17 protein-coding genes are annotated in these 18,646 nt (G+C 67.2%); all 17 read right to left on the reverse strand.

From position 1 onward, the window contains the following. Positions 1–3: 3 nt before the first annotated feature. A complete protein-coding gene (mraY, locus tag RCO38_RS11680) occupies positions 4–1,182 on the reverse strand; it encodes a phospho-N-acetylmuramoyl-pentapeptide-transferase (RefSeq protein ID WP_308328479.1) in 1,179 nt (392 codons plus the stop codon). Beyond that, entirely contained in the window at positions 1,172–2,611 is a 1,440-nt protein-coding gene (locus RCO38_RS11685; protein ID WP_308328480.1) for a UDP-N-acetylmuramoyl-tripeptide--D-alanyl-D-alanine ligase, read from the reverse strand. Before RCO38_RS11685 ends, mraY begins: the two co-directional genes overlap by 11 nt. Further along, on the reverse strand, positions 2,608–4,137 hold the full coding sequence (locus RCO38_RS11690) for a UDP-N-acetylmuramoyl-L-alanyl-D-glutamate--2,6-diaminopimelate ligase (protein WP_308328481.1): 1,530 nt from the start codon (positions 4,135–4,137) through the stop codon (positions 2,608–2,610). Before RCO38_RS11690 ends, RCO38_RS11685 begins: the two co-directional genes overlap by 4 nt. Beyond that, entirely contained in the window at positions 4,137–5,882 is a 1,746-nt protein-coding gene (locus RCO38_RS11695; protein WP_308328482.1) for a peptidoglycan D,D-transpeptidase FtsI family protein, read from the reverse strand. Before RCO38_RS11695 ends, RCO38_RS11690 begins: the two co-directional genes overlap by 1 nt. Beyond that, positions 5,879–6,181, reverse strand: a complete 303-nt coding sequence (gene ftsL / locus RCO38_RS11700) for a cell division protein FtsL (RefSeq protein ID WP_308328483.1) — start codon at positions 6,179–6,181, stop codon at positions 5,879–5,881. The genes RCO38_RS11695 and ftsL overlap by 4 nt, the downstream gene beginning before the upstream one ends. After that, the gene (gene rsmH, locus RCO38_RS11705) at positions 6,178–7,101 is read right to left on the reverse strand and encodes a 16S rRNA (cytosine(1402)-N(4))-methyltransferase RsmH (RefSeq protein WP_308328484.1); all 924 of its coding nucleotides are present in this window, start codon (positions 7,099–7,101) and stop codon (positions 6,178–6,180) included. The genes ftsL and rsmH overlap by 4 nt, the downstream gene beginning before the upstream one ends. Positions 7,102–7,109: 8 nt before the next feature. Next, a complete protein-coding gene (gene mraZ / locus RCO38_RS11710; RefSeq protein WP_308328485.1) occupies positions 7,110–7,535 on the reverse strand; it encodes a division/cell wall cluster transcriptional repressor MraZ in 426 nt (141 codons plus the stop codon). A 323-nt stretch (positions 7,536–7,858) separates the two neighbouring features. Then, complete coding sequence (hslU, locus tag RCO38_RS11715; protein WP_308328486.1) at positions 7,859–9,187, reverse strand: ATP-dependent protease ATPase subunit HslU; 1,329 nt, start codon at positions 9,185–9,187, stop codon at positions 7,859–7,861. Between the two features lie 3 nt (positions 9,188–9,190). Beyond that, entirely contained in the window at positions 9,191–9,736 is a 546-nt protein-coding gene (gene hslV, locus RCO38_RS11720) for an ATP-dependent protease subunit HslV (RefSeq protein WP_308328487.1), read from the reverse strand. 149 nt (positions 9,737–9,885) lie between these two features. Continuing rightward, positions 9,886–11,757: an STAS domain-containing protein gene (locus RCO38_RS11725; RefSeq protein WP_308328488.1), complete on the reverse strand. Its 1,872-nt coding sequence runs from the start codon at positions 11,755–11,757 to the stop codon at positions 9,886–9,888. 39 nt (positions 11,758–11,796) lie between these two features. Further along, positions 11,797–12,777: an RNA polymerase-binding protein DksA gene (dksA, locus tag RCO38_RS11730; RefSeq protein WP_308328489.1), complete on the reverse strand. Its 981-nt coding sequence runs from the start codon at positions 12,775–12,777 to the stop codon at positions 11,797–11,799. Positions 12,778–13,101: 324 nt separating this feature from the next. Beyond that, on the reverse strand, positions 13,102–14,169 hold the full coding sequence (locus RCO38_RS11735; protein WP_308328490.1) for a CobW family GTP-binding protein: 1,068 nt from the start codon (positions 14,167–14,169) through the stop codon (positions 13,102–13,104). Positions 14,170–14,231: 62 nt separating this feature from the next. Then, entirely contained in the window at positions 14,232–15,416 is a 1,185-nt protein-coding gene (locus RCO38_RS11740) for a class I SAM-dependent rRNA methyltransferase (protein ID WP_308328491.1), read from the reverse strand. Positions 15,417–15,487: 71 nt separating this feature from the next. Beyond that, entirely contained in the window at positions 15,488–15,925 is a 438-nt protein-coding gene (locus RCO38_RS11745; protein ID WP_308328492.1) for a DsrE family protein, read from the reverse strand. Positions 15,926–16,067: 142 nt separating this feature from the next. After that, the gene (locus tag RCO38_RS11750) at positions 16,068–17,009 is read right to left on the reverse strand and encodes a tyrosine recombinase XerC (protein WP_308328493.1); all 942 of its coding nucleotides are present in this window, start codon (positions 17,007–17,009) and stop codon (positions 16,068–16,070) included. A 33-nt stretch (positions 17,010–17,042) separates the two neighbouring features. After that, complete coding sequence (locus tag RCO38_RS11755) at positions 17,043–17,723, reverse strand: DUF484 family protein (protein WP_308328494.1); 681 nt, start codon at positions 17,721–17,723, stop codon at positions 17,043–17,045. Between the two features lie 22 nt (positions 17,724–17,745). After that, the gene (gene dapF, locus RCO38_RS11760; protein WP_308328495.1) at positions 17,746–18,627 is read right to left on the reverse strand and encodes a diaminopimelate epimerase; all 882 of its coding nucleotides are present in this window, start codon (positions 18,625–18,627) and stop codon (positions 17,746–17,748) included. Between the last annotated feature and the right edge of the window lie 19 nt (positions 18,628–18,646).

The following is an 18,646-nucleotide window of genomic DNA, read 5'->3' on the forward strand; positions in this document are numbered from 1 at the left end:
GTGTCAACGCAGCTTCAGGGTGGACAGGCCGACCAGGCACAGCAGCATGGTGATGATCCAGAAGCGAACCACGACCTGCGTCTCCTTCCAGCCCTTCTTCTCGAAGTGGTGGTGCAGTGGCGCCATCTGGAACAGGCGCCGGCCTTCGCCATATTTCTTCTTGGTGTACTTGAACCAGGTGACCTGCAGCATCACCGACAGCGCCTCGACCACGAAGATGCCGCCCATGATGGCCAGCACGATCTCCTGCCGCACGATGACGGCGATGGTGCCCAGCGCGCCGCCCAGGGCCAGCGCGCCCACGTCGCCCATGAAGACCTGGGCCGGGTGGGTGTTGAACCAGAGGAAGGCCAGGCCCGCACCGGCCATGGCCGCGCAGAAGATCAGCAGCTCGCCCGCGCCGGGGATGTAGGGCAGCAGCAGGTACTTGGAGAACACCGAGCTGCCGGTGACGTAGGCGAACACGCCCAGCGCCGAGCCCACCATCACCACCGGCATGATGGCCAGCCCGTCCAGCCCGTCGGTCAGGTTGACCGCGTTGCTGGCGCCGACGATGACCAGGTAGGTCATGACCACGAAGCCGAACACGCCCAGCGGGTAGCTGATCTCCTTGAAGAACGGCACCATGAGCCCGGCCTGGGGCGGCAGTTCGACCGTGAAGCCCGAGAGCACCCACTGGAAGAACAGCTCGAGCACCCGCAGGTTGCTGGTACCCGAGACGCTGAACACCAGGTAGAACGCGGCCAGCAGGCCAATCAGCGACTGCCAGAAGTACTTCTCGCGCGAGCGCATGCCCTCGGGGTTCTTGTGCACCACCTTGCGCCAGTCGTCGGCCCAGCCGATGGCACCAAAGCCCAGCGTCACCACCAGCACGATCCAGACGAAGCGGTTGGTCAGATCGAACCAGAGCAGGGTGGACAGCGCGATGGAAAACAGGATCAGCACGCCGCCCATGGTGGGTGTGCCACTCTTGCTCAGGTGGGTCTGCATCGCGTAGCCGCGGATCGGCTGGCCGATCTTGAGCGCGGTGAGCCGGCGGATGAAATACGGGCCGGCCACCAGGCCGAGGATGAGCGCCGTCATCGCGGCCATCACCGCGCGGAACGTGAGGTACTGAAAGACCCGCAGGAACCCGAATTCGGGTCCCAGGCTTTGCAGCCAGAGGGCCAGGCTAAGCAGCATGAGAGGTGTCCTTGTGATTGTTCTGTCCGTCCGGCTGGGCCAGGGCCTGCAGCCCCTGCACCACCCGTTCCATGCGCATGAACCTCGAGCCCTTGACCAGCACGCTGAGCACCGGCGAGGGCTGCGGCGCCGACACCGCGTGGCACACATGGGCGACCAGGGCCGACACGTCGGTCCAGTGGCGCGGTGCCGCCTCGCCGGCGGCCTGCAGGGCCCGCACGGCCTGCTCCATCCAGTCGCCGGTGCAGTGCACGGTCTCGATGCCCGAAGCCATGGCGTGGCGCAGCACTTCCAGGTGGAAGGCCAGGCCCTGCTCGCCCACCTCGCCCATGTCGCCCAGCACCAGCAGGCGCGGCGCCGGCAACTCGGCGAGCACGCGGATGGCCGCGACCACCGAGTCGGGGTTGGCGTTGTAGGTGTCGTCCACCAACGTCAGCGTGCGGCCACCCAGCGTCAGCGCGAGTGCGCGCGAGCGCCCGCCCACCGGCTCGAAGGCCTCCAGACCGCGTTCGATGTCGTGCAGCGCCACGCCCGCGGCCAGGGCACAGGCGGCGGCGGCCAGCGCGTTTCGCACGTTGTGGCGCCCGGCGATGTGCAGGCGGCAGGCGCCGGCACCGGAAGGCGTCGTGAAGTCCAGCGCCCAGGCGCCGTCGTGCCATTCGGCGCGCAGCGACCGCACCTCGGCCTGCGAGTCGGTGTCGCTGAAGGTCAGCACGCGGCGCCGGTCCGCCAGCTGGCGCCACAGGGCGGTGTGCTCGTCGTCGGAAGGAAACACGGCCACACCACTGGCCGGCAGAGACTCGATGACCGCGCCGTTTTCGCGCGCCACCGCCTCTACCGTGCCCATGAACTCCTGGTGCTCGCGCTGCGCGTTGTTGACCAGGGCGACCGTCGGCCGGGCCAGCGCGGCCAGGTAGGGGATCTCGCCCGGGTGGTTCATGCCCAGCTCGATCACGGCCAGGCGGTGCGAGGCCCGCAGCTTGAGCAGGGTCAGCGGTACCCCGATGTCGTTGTTCAGGTTGCCCTGCGTGGCGTGGGCGGCATCGCCCGCGGCCGTCCGCAGGATGGACGCAATCATCTGCGTCACCGTGGTCTTGCCGTTGCTGCCGGTCACGGCGATCAGCGGCAGAGCCAACTGCTCGCGCCACAGCCGCGACAACTCGCCCAGCGCCAGGCGGGTGTCCGGTACTTCCACGCCCGGCAGGCGGGCATTCGCCAGACCGGTCTGCGCGATGCCCGCGACGGCTCCCGCGGCGGCGGCCTGCGGCAGGAAGTCGTGGGCGTCGAAACGCTCGCCGCGCAGCGCCACGAACAGATCGCCCGGCTGAAGGCTGCGGGTATCGGTGTGCACGCGGAGGATCGACGATGGCACCTCGCCCACGGCGCGCGCACCGGTCAGGCGGGGCAGCAGTTGCTGCAGCGCCTTCATGCAGCACCCCCTGTCGCCACGCGCGTTGCCAGGGCCTGGCGCGCCTGCTCCAGATCGGAGAACGGGCGCTTGACGCCCATGACCTCCTGGTAGTCCTCGTGGCCCTTGCCCGCGATCAGCAGCACGTCGCGCGCCCCGGCCCCGGTCACCGCCTGCGCAATCGCCTGGCTGCGGTCGGCCACGATCCGCGCCGACGCCGGATGCAGCAGACCGCCTGCCATCTGGCGGAGGATCTCGGCGGGGTCTTCGGTGCGCGGGTTGTCGCTGGTCAGCACCACCTGCTGGGCCTCGCGCTCTGCCACGGCCGCCATCAGCGGCCGCTTGCCCGGATCGCGGTCGCCGCCGCAACCGGCGACGACCCACAGGGCGCCTCCGCGCTGGCGGGCCATGGGCTGCAGGGCCCGCAGCGCCTTCTCCAGCGCATCCGGCGTGTGGGCGTAGTCCACCAGCACCAGTGGCTGGCCGGCCACGGCCGGCACCTGTTCCATGCGCCCGGGAACCGGGCTGAGCACGGCGCAGGCTCGCAGGGCCTCGGCCAGCGACACCCCCAGGGCGCGTGCGGCGCCGACCACTCCCAGCAGGTTCGACACGTTGTAGTGCCCGATCAGGTCCAGTGCGAGAGCACCCCGATCCACCTCGGCACCATGGGCGTCGTGCTCGACCACATCGAAGCGCATGCCGTGGTCGGTGTAGCGGATGTCGCGTGCCATCAGGCGCGCCGTGCGCTCGATGCCGACGCTCCAGCGGCTCAGCGACGGGCGACCGGCCAGGGCCTGGTCCAGCGCCATGCCCTGGTCATCATCGACATTCACCACGGCGTGCGTCAGTCCGGGCCAGTGGAACAGCCGTGACTTGGCCTCCCAGTAGTCGGCCATGCTGCGGTGGAAGTCGAGGTGGTCCTGCGTGAAATTGGTGAACACCGCGACGCGAATCTGACAGGCGTTGAGCCGCCCTTCGACCAGGCCGATGGACGAGGCCTCGATGGCGCAAGCCGAGAGCCCCTCATCGACCATGCCGCGCAGCCGCGCCTGCAGCAGCACCGGATCGGGCGTGGTCAGGCCGGTGGCAATGATCGTGTGGCTGCGCTCACCGGGTGCCGGGGGGCGGCCGATGCCCAGGGTGCCGACCACCGCGCAGCCACGCCCCAAAGCGTTGAGCAGCTGCGCCATCCACCAGGCCGACGAGGTCTTGCCGTTGGTGCCGGTGAAGGCCACCAGGTCCAGCGAGGCGCTGGGGTCGCCGTGGTAGGCGCTGGCGATCGGGCCGGCCAGGGCCTTGAGCCCGGGCACCGCCCGCACGCGTTCGTCGCTGAGTCCGAAGGCCTCCGCCCCATCGGCCTCGACCAGCACCGCCGAGGCCCCGGCCTCCAGGGCGGCCGGCACAAACCGGCGGCCATCGGTCGCAAAACCCGGCCAGGCCACAAACGCATCGCCCGGGCGCACACGGCGGCTGTCGCACTGCAGCTCGCCGGTCACGCGCTCGCGCAACCAGCGTGCAATGTCCCGGGGATCGCTGCGATGAGGCATCAAAAGGACTCCTCGACCACTTCGGTCACGATCTGGGGCTTGACGTTCATGTCCGGCTGCACGCCGAGGATGCGCAAGGTCTGCTGCACCGTCTCGCTGAACACCGGCGCCGCCACCAGGCCACCGAAATAGACCCCGTTGGACGGCTCGTCGATCATCACCGCCACCACAATGCGCGGCTGCTCAATGGGCGCGATGCCCACGAACCAGCTGCGGTACTTGTTGGCGGCGTAGCCCTTGCCCTCCTGCTTGTGGGCCGTGCCGGTCTTGCCGCCCACCGAATAGCCCATGGTCTGGGCCTTGGGCGCCGTACCGCCCGGACCGGTGGCCAGCTCCAGCATCTTGCGCACCGCCACCGCGTTCTGCTCGCTGAACACCCGCACACCGGTGGCGGGCGTGTCGGTCTTGAGCATGCTCACGGGGATCAGTTCGCCGTTGCGAGCGAAGATGGTGTAGGCCTGCGCCAGCTGGAACAGCGACGCCGACAGGCCGTAGCCATAGCTCATGGTGGCCTGCTCGATGGGGCGCCAGGTCTTGTAGGGCCGCAGTCGGCCGGACACGGCACCGGGGAATGGCACCTGAGGCTTCTGGCCGAAACCGGCCTGGGCGTAGGTCTCCCACATCTCGCGCGGATGCATCTGCATCGCCATCTTGACGGTGCCGACGTTGCTCGACTTCTGGATGATCTCGTTGACCGTCAGCACCTCGTGCGGGTGGGCATCGCTGATGGTCGAGCCGCCGATGGTGACGCGTCCGGGCGCAGTCTGGATCTGCGTGGTGGGCCGGACCAAACCCTTCTCCAGCGCCAGTGCCGCGATGAAGGGCTTCATCGTGGAGCCAGGTTCGAAGCTGTCCGTCAGCACGCGGTTGCGCAGCTGTTCGCCGCTGAGATTGACGCGCTTGTTGGGGTTGTAGCTGGGGAAGTTGGCCAGCGCCAGCACCTCGCCGGTCTGCGCATCCAGAACGATCACGCTGCCGGCCTTGGCCTTGTTGTTCTTGACCGCCTCACGCAGCTTCTCGTAGGCGAAGAACTGGACCTTGCTGTCGATGGAGAGCTGCAAGTCCGGCCCGTCGACCGGGGGGATCACGTCGCGCACGTCCTCGATCACCCGGCCCAGACGGTCCTTGATCACCCGTCGCGAGCCCGCCTTGCCGGCGAGTTGCGAGTTGAAGGCCAGCTCGACACCCTCCTGGCCACGGTCTTCCACATTGGTGAAACCCACCACGTGCGCCGCCGCTTCACCCTCGGGGTACTGGCGCTTGTATTCGCGGCGTTGGTAGATGCCCTTGATGCCCAGAGCAGCGATTTCCTTGGCCACCGGCTCATCGACCTGACGCTTGACCCAGACAAAGGTCTTGTCCTCGTTGGCCAGCTTCTTCCTCAGGTCGCTCAGCGGCATGTCCAGCAGCTTGGCCAGGTCCTTGAGTTTGGGCTCCGACTTGTCCACGTCCTCCGGAATCGCCCAGATGCTCTGTGCCACCACACTGGAGGCGAGGATCAGGCCGTTGCGGTCCAGCACCCGGCCGCGGTTGGCCGGCAACTCCAGCGTGCGGGCAAAACGCACCTCGCCCTGGCGCTGGAAGAACTCGTTGCCGAACACCTGCACGTAGGCTGCACGCGCGCCCAGACCGGCGAACGCCAGCGCCAGCAGCGCCACGACGAACTTGCTGCGCCATACCGGCGTCTTGCTCGCGAGCAGCGGGCTGGCGCTGTAGTTGATGGCGCGACGTCCGGACTTGCTCATCGCGCCCCCTCCGACGCACCGGCGGTGGCTGCCGGCTCGTTGATGGTGACGTACTCGGTGATTCCCGGGGACACCGGGCGCATCTTCAGCTGGCGCACAGCCAGCTGCTGCACCCGGGCCGGCGTCGCCTGCTCGCGCTTCTGCACCTGCAGCTGCTCGTGATCGGCTGCCAGGCGGTGCGCCTGGGCATTGGCCTTGTCGATCGCGGTGTAGAGGCGGCGGGACTCGTACTGGGTGTGCACCAGATAGAAGGCACTCGCCATCACGGCGGCCAGCAGCATGAGGTTGAGCCGGATCATGCGGGCACCTCCGTGCGCGTGGCCACACGCATCACGGCGCTGCGCGCCCGCGGATTGCCCTCGACTTCGGCCTGCGACGGCATCACCCGGTGCACCTCGGCCAGGCGCGTGGGCGCCGGCTCGGCGAAGGGCACGCGCCGGTCCACCACGGTGCGCGAATGGCGCGCCATGAACTGTTTGACCATGCGGTCTTCCAGCGAGTGGAAGCTGATCACGACCAGTCGACCTCCGGGACGCAAGACATGCAGGCTGTCCTCTAGCGCTTGTTGCAGCTCTTCAAGCTCGGCGTTGATGAAAATCCGAAAAGCCTGAAATGTGCGCGTTGCAGGGTCCTTGCCCGGCTCGCGGGTTTTGACCGCGCCAGCCACGACTTCGGCCAGCTCGCGGGTGGTTCGAAGAGGGCCCCGTTCCTGTCGGCGACGATCAATCGCCTTTGCAACCTGTTGAGCAAACCGTTCTTCGCCGTATTCACGGATGACCTCCGACAGGGTGGACACATCGGCCGTTTCCAGCCATTGGGCGACGCTCTGTCCGCGCGTGGTGTCCATGCGCATGTCCAGAGGACCGTCGTGACGAAAAGAAAAACCCCTTTCGGGGTCGTCGATCTGGGGAGAACTCACGCCCAGGTCCATCAACACCCCGTCCGCACTCTGCGGCCCCAGCTCGCCCAGCTGCCGGAACCCCTGATGCCGGATGACAAACCGCGGATCGGCCGCCGCCAGCGCCTCGCCCACAGCGATCGCCTGCGGGTCCTTGTCGAACGCGGTCAGCCGGCCCTGGGGCGAAAGCCGGCCCAGGACGGCGCGCGAATGGCCGCCGCGGCCGAACGTGGCGTCCACGTAGCGCCCGTCCGGCCGGACCTCCAGTGCGTCCACAGCCTCGTTCAACAGGACGGTGTGGTGTACCCATGTGTCTGTCACCGCGCGCCTCAGAAACTGAAGTCCTTGAGGACATCGGGCATGGGCTTCTGCATTTCCTCGGCCTCCTTGGCCGCATAGGACTGCGCGTCCCACAACTCCAGATAAGAGCCCATGCCCAGCAGCACGGCTTCGCGGCTGATGCCGGCGGCTGTCCGCAGTTCGGGCGAGACCAGGATCCGGCCCGAGGCATCCATTTCAACGTCCATGGCGTTGCCCAGAAAGATGCGGCGCCACCACTGCGCATCCATCGGCAACGAGGCAATGCGGGCCCGGAACTTCTCCCACTCGTCGCGGGGGAATACCATCAGGCAGCCGTGAGGATGTTTGGTGATGGTCAGCTGACCGGACTGGGTGCTCAAGGCGTCGCGGTGCCGGGTCGGCATGGAGAGCCGACCCTTGGCATCGAGACTGAGAGAGGAAGCGCCTTGAAACACCGAAAATCACCCTGCTAAAACACTTTTCACCACTTAATTGCACTTTTTTCCACTGTAGCAGGAAAAGCGGTGGCTGCAAGCCTCGGCCGGGCGTTTTTTTTCAATGAAATCAATCACTTAGAACACATTTTGAAGCAATTTCAACTTCAAAATACGCAGCAAAAGCAAGCACTTACGACGTGCTGTGAATGTGATGGTTGAAAACCCTGTTACATACAGGGTGACGACAGACGGCCAAACGCCCGGGCGCTGACCCTGCGCGGGGCCCAGGAAAAATCCCGGCCACCCTCAGGGGCCCGGGGACCGGGCGCTGGAACGCGCCGTCAGAGGATGTAGCGGGACAGATCCTCGTTGCGGCTCAGCTCGGCCAGACGGCCGTTCACATACGCGGCGTCGATCACCACCGCGCTGTTCTGCAGGGCAGTGGCGCCGAAGCTGACTTCGTCCAGGAGGTGCTCCATCACCGTGGCCAGCCGGCGGGCTCCGATGTTCTCGGTGCGCTCATTCACGTCGCAGGCGATCTGCGCCAGCTGGCGAATGCCATCAGGCTTGAACTCCAGCGTCACGCCCTCGGTAGCCAACAACGCCTGGTACTGCTTGACCAGGCTGGCGTGGGTGCTGGTGAGTATGGCTTCGAAGTCGTCCACCGACAGCGACTGCAGTTCCACCCGAATCGGGAAACGCCCCTGAAGCTCGGGGATCAGGTCGCTGGGTTTGGCCAGGTGGAACGCGCCGCTGGCGATGAACAGGACGTGGTCGGTCTTGACCATGCCGTACTTGGTCGACACCGTGGTGCCTTCCACCAGGGGCAGCAGGTCGCGCTGCACGCCCTGACGCGACACCTCGGCGCCACCGGCCTCGCTGCGCGAAGCCACCTTGTCGATCTCGTCGATGAAGACGATGCCGTTCTGCTCGGTGTTGTGCAGCGCGCGCGTGCGCACGTCTTCTTCGTTGACCAGCTTGCCAGCCTCCTCGTCGATCAGCAGCTTCATCGCCTCGGCGATCTTGAGCTTGCGCTTGCGGCGGCGCTCCTGCCCCATCTGGCTGAACATGCCGCGCAGCTGCTCGGCCATTTCCTCCATGCCGGCCGGCCCCATGACCTGCATGGCCGGCGCCGATTCGGCCAGGTCGATCTCGATCTCGCGGTCGTCCAGCTGTCCCTCGCGCAGCTTCTTGCGGAATGTCTGGCGCGCCGTGCTGTCGGGGTTGGGCTGCGGCTCCCCGGACATGCCGCGCGGCGACGGCAGCAACACATCGAGGATGCGGTCCTCGGCGGCGTCCTCCGCGCGCATGCGCTGCTTGCGCATGTCGGCCTCGCGCGTCTGCTTCACCGCGATCTCGACCAGATCGCGCACGATGCTGTCGACGTCCTTGCCCACATAGCCCACCTCGGTGAACTTGGTGGCCTCGACCTTGATGAAGGGCGCATCGGCCAGCCTGGCCAGGCGGCGCGCGATTTCCGTCTTGCCCACGCCGGTCGGGCCGATCATCAGGATGTTCTTGGGGGTGATTTCCGGTCGCAGCTTCTCATCGACCTGCTGGCGACGCCAGCGGTTGCGCAGCGCAATGGCCACGGCGCGCTTGGCACCTTTCTGGCCGATGATGAAGCGGTCGAGCTCGGAGACGATCTCCTGCGGGGTCATTGAGGACATGGCTCAGAGCACCTCGACGGTGTGGTTCATGTTGGTGTAGATGCAGATCTCGCCCGCGATGGCCAGCGACTGCCGCACCACGTCTTCCGCGCTGAGCGCCGTGTGCTGCACCAGCGCCCGGGCCGCGGCCTGCGCGTAGGCGCCGCCCGAGCCGATGGCGACCACGCCGTGCTCAGGTTCCAGCACATCGCCGTTGCCGGTGATGATCAGTGCCGCGCTGCGGTCGCCCACTGCCAGCATGGCTTCGAGCCGGCGCAGCACGCGGTCGGTGCGCCAGTCCCGCGTCAGATCGATGGCCGCGCGCACCAGATGCCCCTGGTGCTTTTCCAGCTTGGCTTCGAAACGCTCAAACAGGGTGAAGGCATCCGCCGTGGCACCAGCAAAACCCGCCAGGACCTGGTCCCGGTACAGCTTGCGCACCTTGCGTGCGGTGCCCTTGACGACCACATTGCCCAGGGTGACCTGACCGTCACCGCCAATGGCGACCTGCACACCCTCCGGCGTCTCGCGGCGCACGCAGACGATGGTCGTTCCGTGAAAAGTTTCCATAGAAGATGAAAGTGGAGACAGTGCGGCCGTTCTCAAGCCGGAACAAAAAAGAAGGGAAGTCGCTCCAGGGCGCCGCGGAACCGGCTTTGCCGGGCCGCCAGCGCCGCCCTCCAAGGGGAGACGCCTCAGGCGGCGCAAGGGAGCCTAAGCTAGTCGTTCCTGACAACGACCTTGGCGTATTCGGTGATGCCGATGACGTTGAAAAAGGCCGACACCAGTCGGTGCACATCGACGAACTGCACCAGACGGCCCGACGCATGGTGACCGGCCACCCAGTTCAACAGCGTGCCGGCCGCGGAAAAGTCCACACGAATCAGGTTGCGGCAGGAAATGATCATGACATCGGCGCCCTGCAGACGGCGCTCCAGGTCTTCCAGAGTGGTCTGAGGGTCGCCACGGATCTCACCGGACAGCTCGACCAGCCCCAGGTGATTGAACTCCGTCGAGGGCCCCTCGGCGCCCGGCTCCGTCGAGTAACCGGATGCGACCGTTTCCCGCACCACCTCGCCCAGCACGGAAGCACCTTCGTCCGGATCCACGGTGCCATTGGTCATGGCCTTGAAATGACAGCGTGGACGCTCCCACCCCGGCGGGGACACCTCGTAGGTGACACAGAAGTCCAGCGCCGTCAGCTCAAACTCGTCCGGTCGGTTCATCACCCGCAGGACGGCCATGCGCAGCTCCCACCAGAGCTGCTCGACGTCCCGGCGCCCCGATGGCGTGAGTTGCTTGAGCACATCGCGCAGATGGGGCGCGCCGATAAAGGAAATCTCCACCTCCTGGTCACCCCAGAGCGTGAAGATGCCCAGCAGCGCTCGCGCCGCCTTGACGTCGATGGACTCCAGTTCCGACCAGTCGAGCACCCAGGGCTGGGGTGCCCGCAGCAGCACGTTCTGCAGCGTGCCCACCGCATGGGCATCCAGCTCGGGATCACAGGCCCACGCCGCGCGGGTCGGCGTGACCGACGGCTTGAACGCCTTGCCGGTCATGGACGACACCAGCTCGGGCATGTCGTACCACTGCGGGGGGGAGCGCCCAAAGCGGTTCACGAAATCCACGGCACGGCTTTCGAACGGCGCCATCTGCCCCGTGGCCCGGTACAGATCGAACAGTGCGAGCCAGTCGTCCAGCTGGTTTTCGCGTGGCCCGCCTTCCGCGATGGTGTCCTTGAGGCCCTGTTCAGCGCCCGCATCGTCCCCGTTGGCGAACCGGATGGCGGCCTCCTCGACCTCCGGGTCCTGGGCAATTTCGTGCACATCCAGCTCGTAAAAGTGCGAGGCAGAGAAACCCGGACCCGATCTCCCACGCGCCGGCCCGGCGAGCGGTGCACCCGATGTGGGCGCCATCAGTCCGGTGCGCGCTGTCGACGACGCCGGTGTGGATTCCGGTGCGGCCTTCGGAGGAGGCACCGTTTCTCTGAGCACCGGAACGGTGCCCGGCGCAGACGTTGCCACCGCCGGTGCAGAAATCGGGGGCTGCGGCGAGGTGGAGGCCTCACCATCGTTCAAAGACGCCGCTTCGGTCTCGTTGTACTGTGCCTTCAGGCGCTTCTGCTCGGCCGTCTCCCGGGGGGGGACCGGCTTTTCCGCCTTGCGATCCAGGGGCGTGCCTCCGGTGGAGTGGGCGCCGGAGTTGGGCCCGCCTGTCACCAGCGAGTCCGGGCCCTTGGTCTTCCACCACTGCATCGACATCTGGGCTTCGATCTCGTCGATCTTCTTCAGCGTCATCGCCCGGTCGTCGGGCTTGGAAGGAAGACTGCTCTGGAAGAAAGAAGGCCGTACACCCTGGGCTCCGTCGACGGAGCCTTCGCGGCTGCGGATCTTGCGCAGCATGTCGAATTCCCGCTTGCGCACAAAGTCGTTGCGGCGCTTGCGCTCGATCATCTCCTTGAGCGCCGCCTTGTTGTACTCGCTCTCGCGGTCCGCGCTGCGGGTGTCCAGATCCGACCAGCTCGTGGTCGGATGGCGCACGAACTTCACCACTTTGGACAGAAAGCCGCCGTTGGAATCGTCCTTGGACATGGATCAGGTTAGGAGGGGGTTCCGGTGGACGGGTCGCAATCAGTCGCCGAACATCTTCTGTTTGAGTTCGCGCCGCTGTTGCGCCTCCAGCGAGAGGCTGGCCGTCGGGCGCGCCATCAGGCGACCGACACCGATGGGCTCACCGGTTTCTTCGCAGTACCCGTAGTCGCCCGAGTCGATGCGGGCGATGGCCTGCTCGATCTTCTTGAGCAGCTTGCGTTCGCGGTCGCGGGTGCGCAGTTCCAGCGCATGCTCTTCCTCGATCGTCGCACGGTCGGCAGGGTCTGGCACCACGACGGTGTCCTCGCGCAGGTGCTCGGTGGTCTCGCCAGCATTGGCCAGCATGTCTTCCTTGAGTTGGGTCAGCTTTCGACGGAAGAAGGCGAGCTGCACGTCGTTCATGTACTCCGAGTCGGGCATGGACTGAACGTCCTGGTCGGTCAGTTTGTCGACCGGCAGGGACTTCCAGTTGTTGGCGCGTTTCGGGTCTTTCTGGATGGCGGTGGGCGCGGGAGCAGTCATCACACGTTCGTTCGATAAGGAGAAGGTCGCCTTGGCGGCGTTGGGAGCATGGGTCGGAACGACCGCAGCCTGGGTCATCTGTTCCATCATCACTTTCTTGGCCGCCCGCTTGCCGAGGGGGCGCGGGGTCGGTTCGATGACGATGGGTGCCGGAGCAGCGACCGGAGGCGCAGCAGACGGCACTTTCTGGCTGGTCAACGCTTTGACCGGTGGCGCCGGCGCCTTGACGGGAGCCGGTTTGCTGACCGGTTTTGCTGCGGCCTTGGCGGGGACCACGGGCTTGGCAACCGCCACCACTTTGGGCGAGGTCGCTTTTTTGGGCACAGGCTGAGCGGTCTTGGCGCCAGGTTTGCCGACGGAGACCTTCGCACCGGCCGTCTTGGCCGCGGTCTTGGCAGGCACCTTGGACACCGTGGCCACAGCAGTCGCGGACCGCCCCTTGCCGACCGATGCGGCGGGTTTGCGAGTCTTCGCGGTGGGGGTGGCCTGGGCTTTCACAACGGATTTCCTCTCAGTGCCTGACGCTGCCTGGTGGCGGGGTGGTGCGCTGGACGGGGTGGAGACCCTGACCGCATCGCCTCTTTCGGCCGAAACCGGCCGGTTTGTGGTTATACCCCGTTTGCGAACGTCGGAAGCACCGGCCTGCGTCTGCTGGCGGGCAGACGACCGGGATGGGCGGGGGGCTGCCGACTTGGGCGGCGATTGTAACGACGCAGCCCCCGAGGACACTGACGCGGGATCCGAGGGAAAACCCAGCCGTTGGAGAAGCGAGACAAACAGCATGAGGGCTCCGTTTCCGCTTTCCCGGGCGCATCCGTCCGCTCAGACCAGCGCCTGGTCGAGCCCCTGGACCAGGATGTCCCGGGGCAGGTCGATGCCGATGAACACCATCTTGCTGCTGCGGGCCTCGCCCTCCGCCCAGAGCGGTCCCAGGTCACTGCCCATGAGCTGGTGCACGCCCTGGAAGATCACCTTGCGGTCGGTGCCCAGCATGTTCAGCACCCCCTTATAGCGCAGCATCTTGGGCCCGTAGACCTGCACGATGGCGCCCAGGAAGTCTTCCAGCTTGGCCGGGTCGAAAGGTTTGTCGGCCCGGTAGACAAAGCTTTTCACATCGTCGTCGTGATGGTGGTGGTGGCCGTGGTCGTGCCCGTGCTGGTGCGAGGGATGGTTGCAGTGCTCGCCGTGTTCGTGGTCATGGTCGTGGTGCTCATGACCGTGGTCGTGGTCGTCCACGCTCAGGAAGTCCGGGTCGATGTCGAGCTTGGCGTTCAGGTTGAAGCCGCGCAGGTCGAACACCTCCTTGAGCGCCACCTCACCGAAGTGCACCGTGCGCATGGGCGCGCGCGGGTTCATGTGCTTGAGGCGGTGGATCAGCGCGTCCACGTCTTCCTGGCTCACCAGGTCGGCCTTGCTGATGAAGATCTGGTCGGCAAAACCCACCTGGCGCCGGGCTTCCTGGCGGTCGTTGAGTTGCTGCGCGGCGTGCTTGGCGTCGACCAGGGTCAGGATGGAGTCCAGCAGGTACTGCTCGGCCACCTCGTCGTCCATGAAGAAGGTCTGCGCCACCGGGCCGGGGTCGGCCAGGCCGGTGGTCTCGATCACCACGCGTTCGAATTCCAGTTCGCCCTTGCGTTTCTTCTGCGCCAGGTCGGCCAGGGTGGCGCGAAGGTCGTCGCGGATGGTGCAGCAGATGCAGCCATTGCTCATCTGGATGATGTTTTCCTGCGTGTCCGAGACCAGGATGTCGTTGTCGATGTTCTCTTCACCGAACTCGTTCTCCACCACGGCGATCTTCTGGCCGTGGGCTTCGGTCAGCACGCGCTTGAGCAGCGTGGTCTTGCCCGAGCCGAGAAAGCCGGTGAGGATGGTGGCGGGGATGAGCGACATGGCGGGTTCCGTATGCAAAAAGCAGGCCGGGAGTGTAGTGCAGCGGTGTGACCCTCGCGCGGTCAGAGCTTTTTCATGACCACCAGGCCCTTGAGGTACTCGCCCTCGGGGAAGTTGATGGTCATGGGGTGGTCGCAGGCGCCGCCCAGGCGCTGCAGGATGGCGCCGTCCACCCCGGCGTCCAGACCGGCCGAGGCAACGATCTTGTGGAACAGCTCCACACCGATGCCGCCCGAGCACGAAAACGTGAACAACACACCGCCGGGTGGCAGCAGCTTGAACGCCAGGCGGTTGATGTCCTTGTAGGCGCGGGCGGCCCGCTCGGCATGCGCCGCCGTAGGCGCCAGCTTGGGCGGATCGAGCACGATGGCGTCGAACTGGCGGCCCTCGGCCACGAACTGGCGCAGCGAGGCGTTGACGTCGCCGTCGATGAACGTGGCCTGGGCCGGGTCCAGTCCGTTGAGCAACAGATTGGAGCGCGCCTGTTCCAGCGCCGGGCCGGACGAGTCGATGCTGGTCACGTGCCCGGCCCCACCCGCCAACGCGGCGACCGAAAAGCCACCGGTGTAGCTGAAGCAGTTGAGCACCTGGGCAAACTTCAGGCGCTTGGTGTACTCGAACAACGCCAGCCGGCTGTCGCGCTGGTCCAGGTAATAGCCGGTCTTGTGCCCCAGGGCGATGTCCAGGCCCAGGCGCCAGCCATGTTCCTGCAACTCAAAGGCCGTGGCGCCGTCGCCGCGCAGCCAGCCGGTCACCTCGGGCAGGCCTTCGAGCGCGCGCGAACTGGCGTCGGAACGTTCGTACAGGCGCGGGCAGCCGGTCAGCTCGACCAGCGCATCGGCGATCACGTCTTTCCAGCGCTCCACACCCGCGGCACCGAACTGCGCCACCAGGGTGTTGCCGTAGCGGTCCACCACCAGCCCCGGCAGGCCATCGGACTCGCCGTGCACCAGGCGCAGGCCGTTGCTGGCGATGCCCATGCGTTCGCGCAGAGCGAGGGCGCGGCGCAGCGTCTCGCGGAAAAAGGCGGCGTCGATGCGCTGGGCCTGGTCGAAGCTCCAGGCGCGCACGCGGATCTTGGAGCTGGGCGAATACGCGCCCCAGGCGAGGAACTGGCCTTCGGCGCTGTCCACGCGCACGGTTTCGCCGGCATCGGCGCCGCCCTTGGCGATCGCGCCATCGAACACCCAGGGATGGTGGCGCTGGAGCGAGCGCTCTTTGCCGGGCTTGAGTCGAATGATCTTCATGGGACTATTGTCCCCCGCGCGCCGCAGTGAGGACGCCCCCTCTGCACCGCAGGCGGCGCGGGGGAAGGGAGTCAAGGTCTCAGGTAAACGAAGCCTTCGCGGGCCTGCAGACGGGCCACCTCGGCGACCCCCGACGGCACGATCTTGGCTTCCATCACCACCTTGGACCCGTCGATCTTGCGCGAGACCAGGGTGTTGTTGCAGACGCGGAATTCCACGCCCTTGGCTGCCAGCTCGCCGATGGCGCCGGCGAAGGGCTGCTCCATCTGGTTGGTCGCGCCCTCCAGCAGGAAGTCGATGCCCAGACCGTGCGTGACCACCACGATCTTGGCCTTGGGGTCGGCCGCCAGGTGGTTGCGGATGTTGTTGATGGCGCGTGAGGCCTGGGGGATGCCTTCGCTCATGTGGTAGACCGTCTTGATCACGTCATCGGCCGCGTGCGAGGGTGTCAGCGCTGTGAGGAAGAGAGCCAGCAGGGCGGCCTTGAAGGCCAGGAGCAGTCGGGGCATGGGTGTCTCCGGAGATGGTGGTGGTGGTGGTGCGCCAGAAGCTGGCGACAGAAAGAAGCATGCAATGATATTTGCAAGCAAAGTTTTTCCAGTCCCCGCCCTCTTCCTTCAGCGGGTATTCCCGGTCACGCCAGATCCACTATCAGGACTTGGCGGGCCCGCGCCCTTTGGCTCTCGGGTGGGCTGCGTCGTAGGCCCGGGCCAGGTGCTGGAAGTCCAGCCTCGTATACACCTGCGTGGTGCCGATGCTGGCGTGCCCCAGCAGCTCCTGCACGGCGCGCAGGTCGCCGCTGCTCTGCAGCACGTGGCTGGCGAAGGAGTGCCGCAGCATGTGCGGATGGACCGGGGTCGACAGGCCGGCCAGCAGCGACCGGCGCCTGAGCCGCACCCGGATGTGCTGCGGGGTCAGGCGGGTGCCGTGTCGTCCGATGAACAGCGCCGGGTCTTCACCGGCAATGGCGGGGCGCGCCGCCAGCCAGCGCTGCAGCGCCTCCATCGCTGCACGGCCCACCGGCACGCTGCGCCGCTTGGAGCCCTTGCCCAGCACATGGGCCTCGCCCCCCTGCAGATCGATCCAGCCGCGCGCCGTGCCACTGGCAGCCACGTCCAGACCCACCAGTTCGCCGATGCGCAGGCCGCAGCCGTAGAGCAGTTCGGTGATGCAGGCGTCGCGCGCCTCCAGAGCCGGGTCGTCGCCCTCTTCCACGTGCGAGGCCAGCTGCACCGACTCGTCCACGCCCAGCGCCTTGGGCAGGGGCTTGCCGGCCTTGGGCGCGCGCACGTCCTGCACCGGGTTCTGGGTCACCAGGCCCTGGCGCCCCAACCAGGCATAGAACCCGCGCCAGCCCGAGAGGATGAGCGCGATGCCGCGGGCGCTGCGGCCGGCGCTGTGCATCTGCGCCACCCAGCGGCGCACATGGGCGCTCTGCACCTGGCGCAGGCCGACGCCTGCGGACTGCGCGTTCTGCGCCAGCCGTGCCAGGTCACCGGTATAGAGCTCGACCGTGCGCGCCGCCAGCCGCTTGTCGACACGCACGTGCGCCAGGTAGGCCTCGACCAGCGCCGCGTCGTCACCAGGGTTCATGGGCTCGGCGCCGTGGCTCACCGCGGGGCCAGGTCAGGGGCGCAAGCGCGAGAGGGCCGCAGCGGTCAGGTCGCCCATGCGCTCCAGGAACTCGGTGCCCATGTCGGCGGCGAAGCGCTGCGGATCGGGCGAGCCCAGCACCAGCAGGCCGAACGCGTCCTGACCGGCGCCGGCGCGCAGCGGAATCAGGGCCAGCGAGGCCACCGCGCCCGGGTCGACCAGCCAGCCGGCCGCCTCCAGGCCCGGGTTGGCGCCGCAGTACGGCCGCGGCAGCGACGAGGCAAAGGCCTGCACATCGTCGCTGGCGCCCTGGGCGTAGGACTGGCCGGAGAAGTCGTCCGCCACACCCCACAGCTTGATCGCCACCTGCGGCACATTGAACTGGGCCGCCATCTCGCGCGCCGCCACCAGGGGCAGGTCCTGCGTCTCGCGGGTCGTCAGCAGCTCGCGGGTCCAGCGGTGCAGGCGGTCGGCGATGGCGGAGTTTTCCTGGCCGTGGCGGATCATGTCGGCCGAGCGCAGCTCCAGACCCTTGATCTTCTCGCGCAGCATCTCGGCCTGGCGCTCCTGCAGGCTCACCGCGCGCTGGCCGTGCGGGCTGCTCAGCTGCACCGCCGCCAGCACGCCGGCGTGGCGCTCGAAGAAGTCGGGTGTGTTGGCCAGGTAGTTGGCGATGTCGTCTTCGGTGATCGGGGGGATGGTCGGGTCGGTCATGGGGGTGTGTCGATCCTGATGTTCAGGCCAGCTCGGGGACGTCGATGTCGCCCTCGAACACCGAGGTGGCCGGTCCGGTCATGAAGACCGGTGCGTCGTGGGCCGCATTGTCGCGCCACGCAATGGTCAGGCGGCCGCCGTGCGTCTCGACATCGACGCGCTCGTCCAGCAGGCCCAGGCGGATGCCGGCCACCACCGCGGCGCAAGCGCCGGTGCCACAGGCCAGGGTCTCGCCCACGCCGCGCTCATACACGCGCAGGCGCACGTTCGCACGGTCCACCACCTGCAGGAAGCCGGCGTTGACGCGCGCCGGGAACTGCGCGTGGCGCTCGATCTGCGGGCCCCAGGTGGGCACGGGGGCCGTGTCCACGTTGTCCACCAGCAGCACCGCGTGCGGATTGCCCATGGACAGCACGGCCACCGGCGCCACATCACCGCCGGCCAGCGGCAGCGGCAGCGACCAGCGCTCGAAGTTCCCCATGGGCGCTGGCGTCAGGCCGGCGGCGTCGAAGGGCACGCGCGCCAGGTCGAAGATCGGCGCGCCCATGTCCACGGTGACACGCCCGTCGTCGTTCAGCGCCAGGCTGATTTCGCCGTGCTTCACCTTCACACGCACAGGGTTGCGCTCGGTCAGGCCCTTGTCGCGCACGAAACGCACGAAGCAGCGCGCGCCGTTGCCGCAGTGTTCGACCTCGCCGCCGTCCGCGTTGTGGATCACGTATTCGAAGTCCACGCCGTCCGACGGCGCAGGGCGCACCGACAGGATCTGGTCGGCGCCGACGCCGAAGTGGCGGTCGGCCAGGAAACGGTACTGGGCCGCGCTCAGGCCCAGGCGGCCGCGGGTCTCGTCGAGCACGACAAAGTCGTTGCCCGCGCCCTGCATTTTGGTGAAGTGCACTCGCATGGTTCGATTATCCGCCCAC

The sequence above is a fragment of the Hydrogenophaga pseudoflava genome (genome assembly GCF_031020795.1).
Lineage (GTDB): Bacteria > Pseudomonadota > Gammaproteobacteria > Burkholderiales > Burkholderiaceae_C > Hydrogenophaga > Hydrogenophaga pseudoflava_A.

Coding starts and splice junctions, on each gene's coding strand:
- RCO38_RS11685 (WP_308328480.1), bottom strand. CDS start 2,611: ATGAAGGCGCTGCAGCAACTGCTGCCCCGCCTGACCGGTGCGCGCGCC.
- RCO38_RS11690 (WP_308328481.1), bottom strand. CDS start 4,137: ATGCCTCATCGCAGCGATCCCCGGGACATTGCACGCTGGTTGCGCGAG.
- mraY (WP_308328479.1), bottom strand. CDS start 1,182: ATGCTGCTTAGCCTGGCCCTCTGGCTGCAAAGCCTGGGACCCGAATTC.
- RCO38_RS11755 (WP_308328494.1), bottom strand. CDS start 17,723: ATGACCGACCCGACCATCCCCCCGATCACCGAAGACGACATCGCCAAC.
- RCO38_RS11725 (WP_308328488.1), bottom strand. CDS start 11,757: ATGTCCAAGGACGATTCCAACGGCGGCTTTCTGTCCAAAGTGGTGAAG.
- RCO38_RS11750 (WP_308328493.1), bottom strand. CDS start 17,009: ATGAACCCTGGTGACGACGCGGCGCTGGTCGAGGCCTACCTGGCGCAC.
- ftsL (WP_308328483.1), bottom strand. CDS start 6,181: ATGATCCGGCTCAACCTCATGCTGCTGGCCGCCGTGATGGCGAGTGCC.
- RCO38_RS11740 (WP_308328491.1), bottom strand. CDS start 15,416: ATGAAGATCATTCGACTCAAGCCCGGCAAAGAGCGCTCGCTCCAGCGC.
- dapF (WP_308328495.1), bottom strand. CDS start 18,627: ATGCGAGTGCACTTCACCAAAATGCAGGGCGCGGGCAACGACTTTGTC.
- RCO38_RS11745 (WP_308328492.1), bottom strand. CDS start 15,925: ATGCCCCGACTGCTCCTGGCCTTCAAGGCCGCCCTGCTGGCTCTCTTC.
- RCO38_RS11695 (WP_308328482.1), bottom strand. CDS start 5,882: ATGAGCAAGTCCGGACGTCGCGCCATCAACTACAGCGCCAGCCCGCTG.
- hslU (WP_308328486.1), bottom strand. CDS start 9,187: ATGTCCTCAATGACCCCGCAGGAGATCGTCTCCGAGCTCGACCGCTTC.
- RCO38_RS11735 (WP_308328490.1), bottom strand. CDS start 14,169: ATGTCGCTCATCCCCGCCACCATCCTCACCGGCTTTCTCGGCTCGGGC.
- hslV (WP_308328487.1), bottom strand. CDS start 9,736: ATGGAAACTTTTCACGGAACGACCATCGTCTGCGTGCGCCGCGAGACG.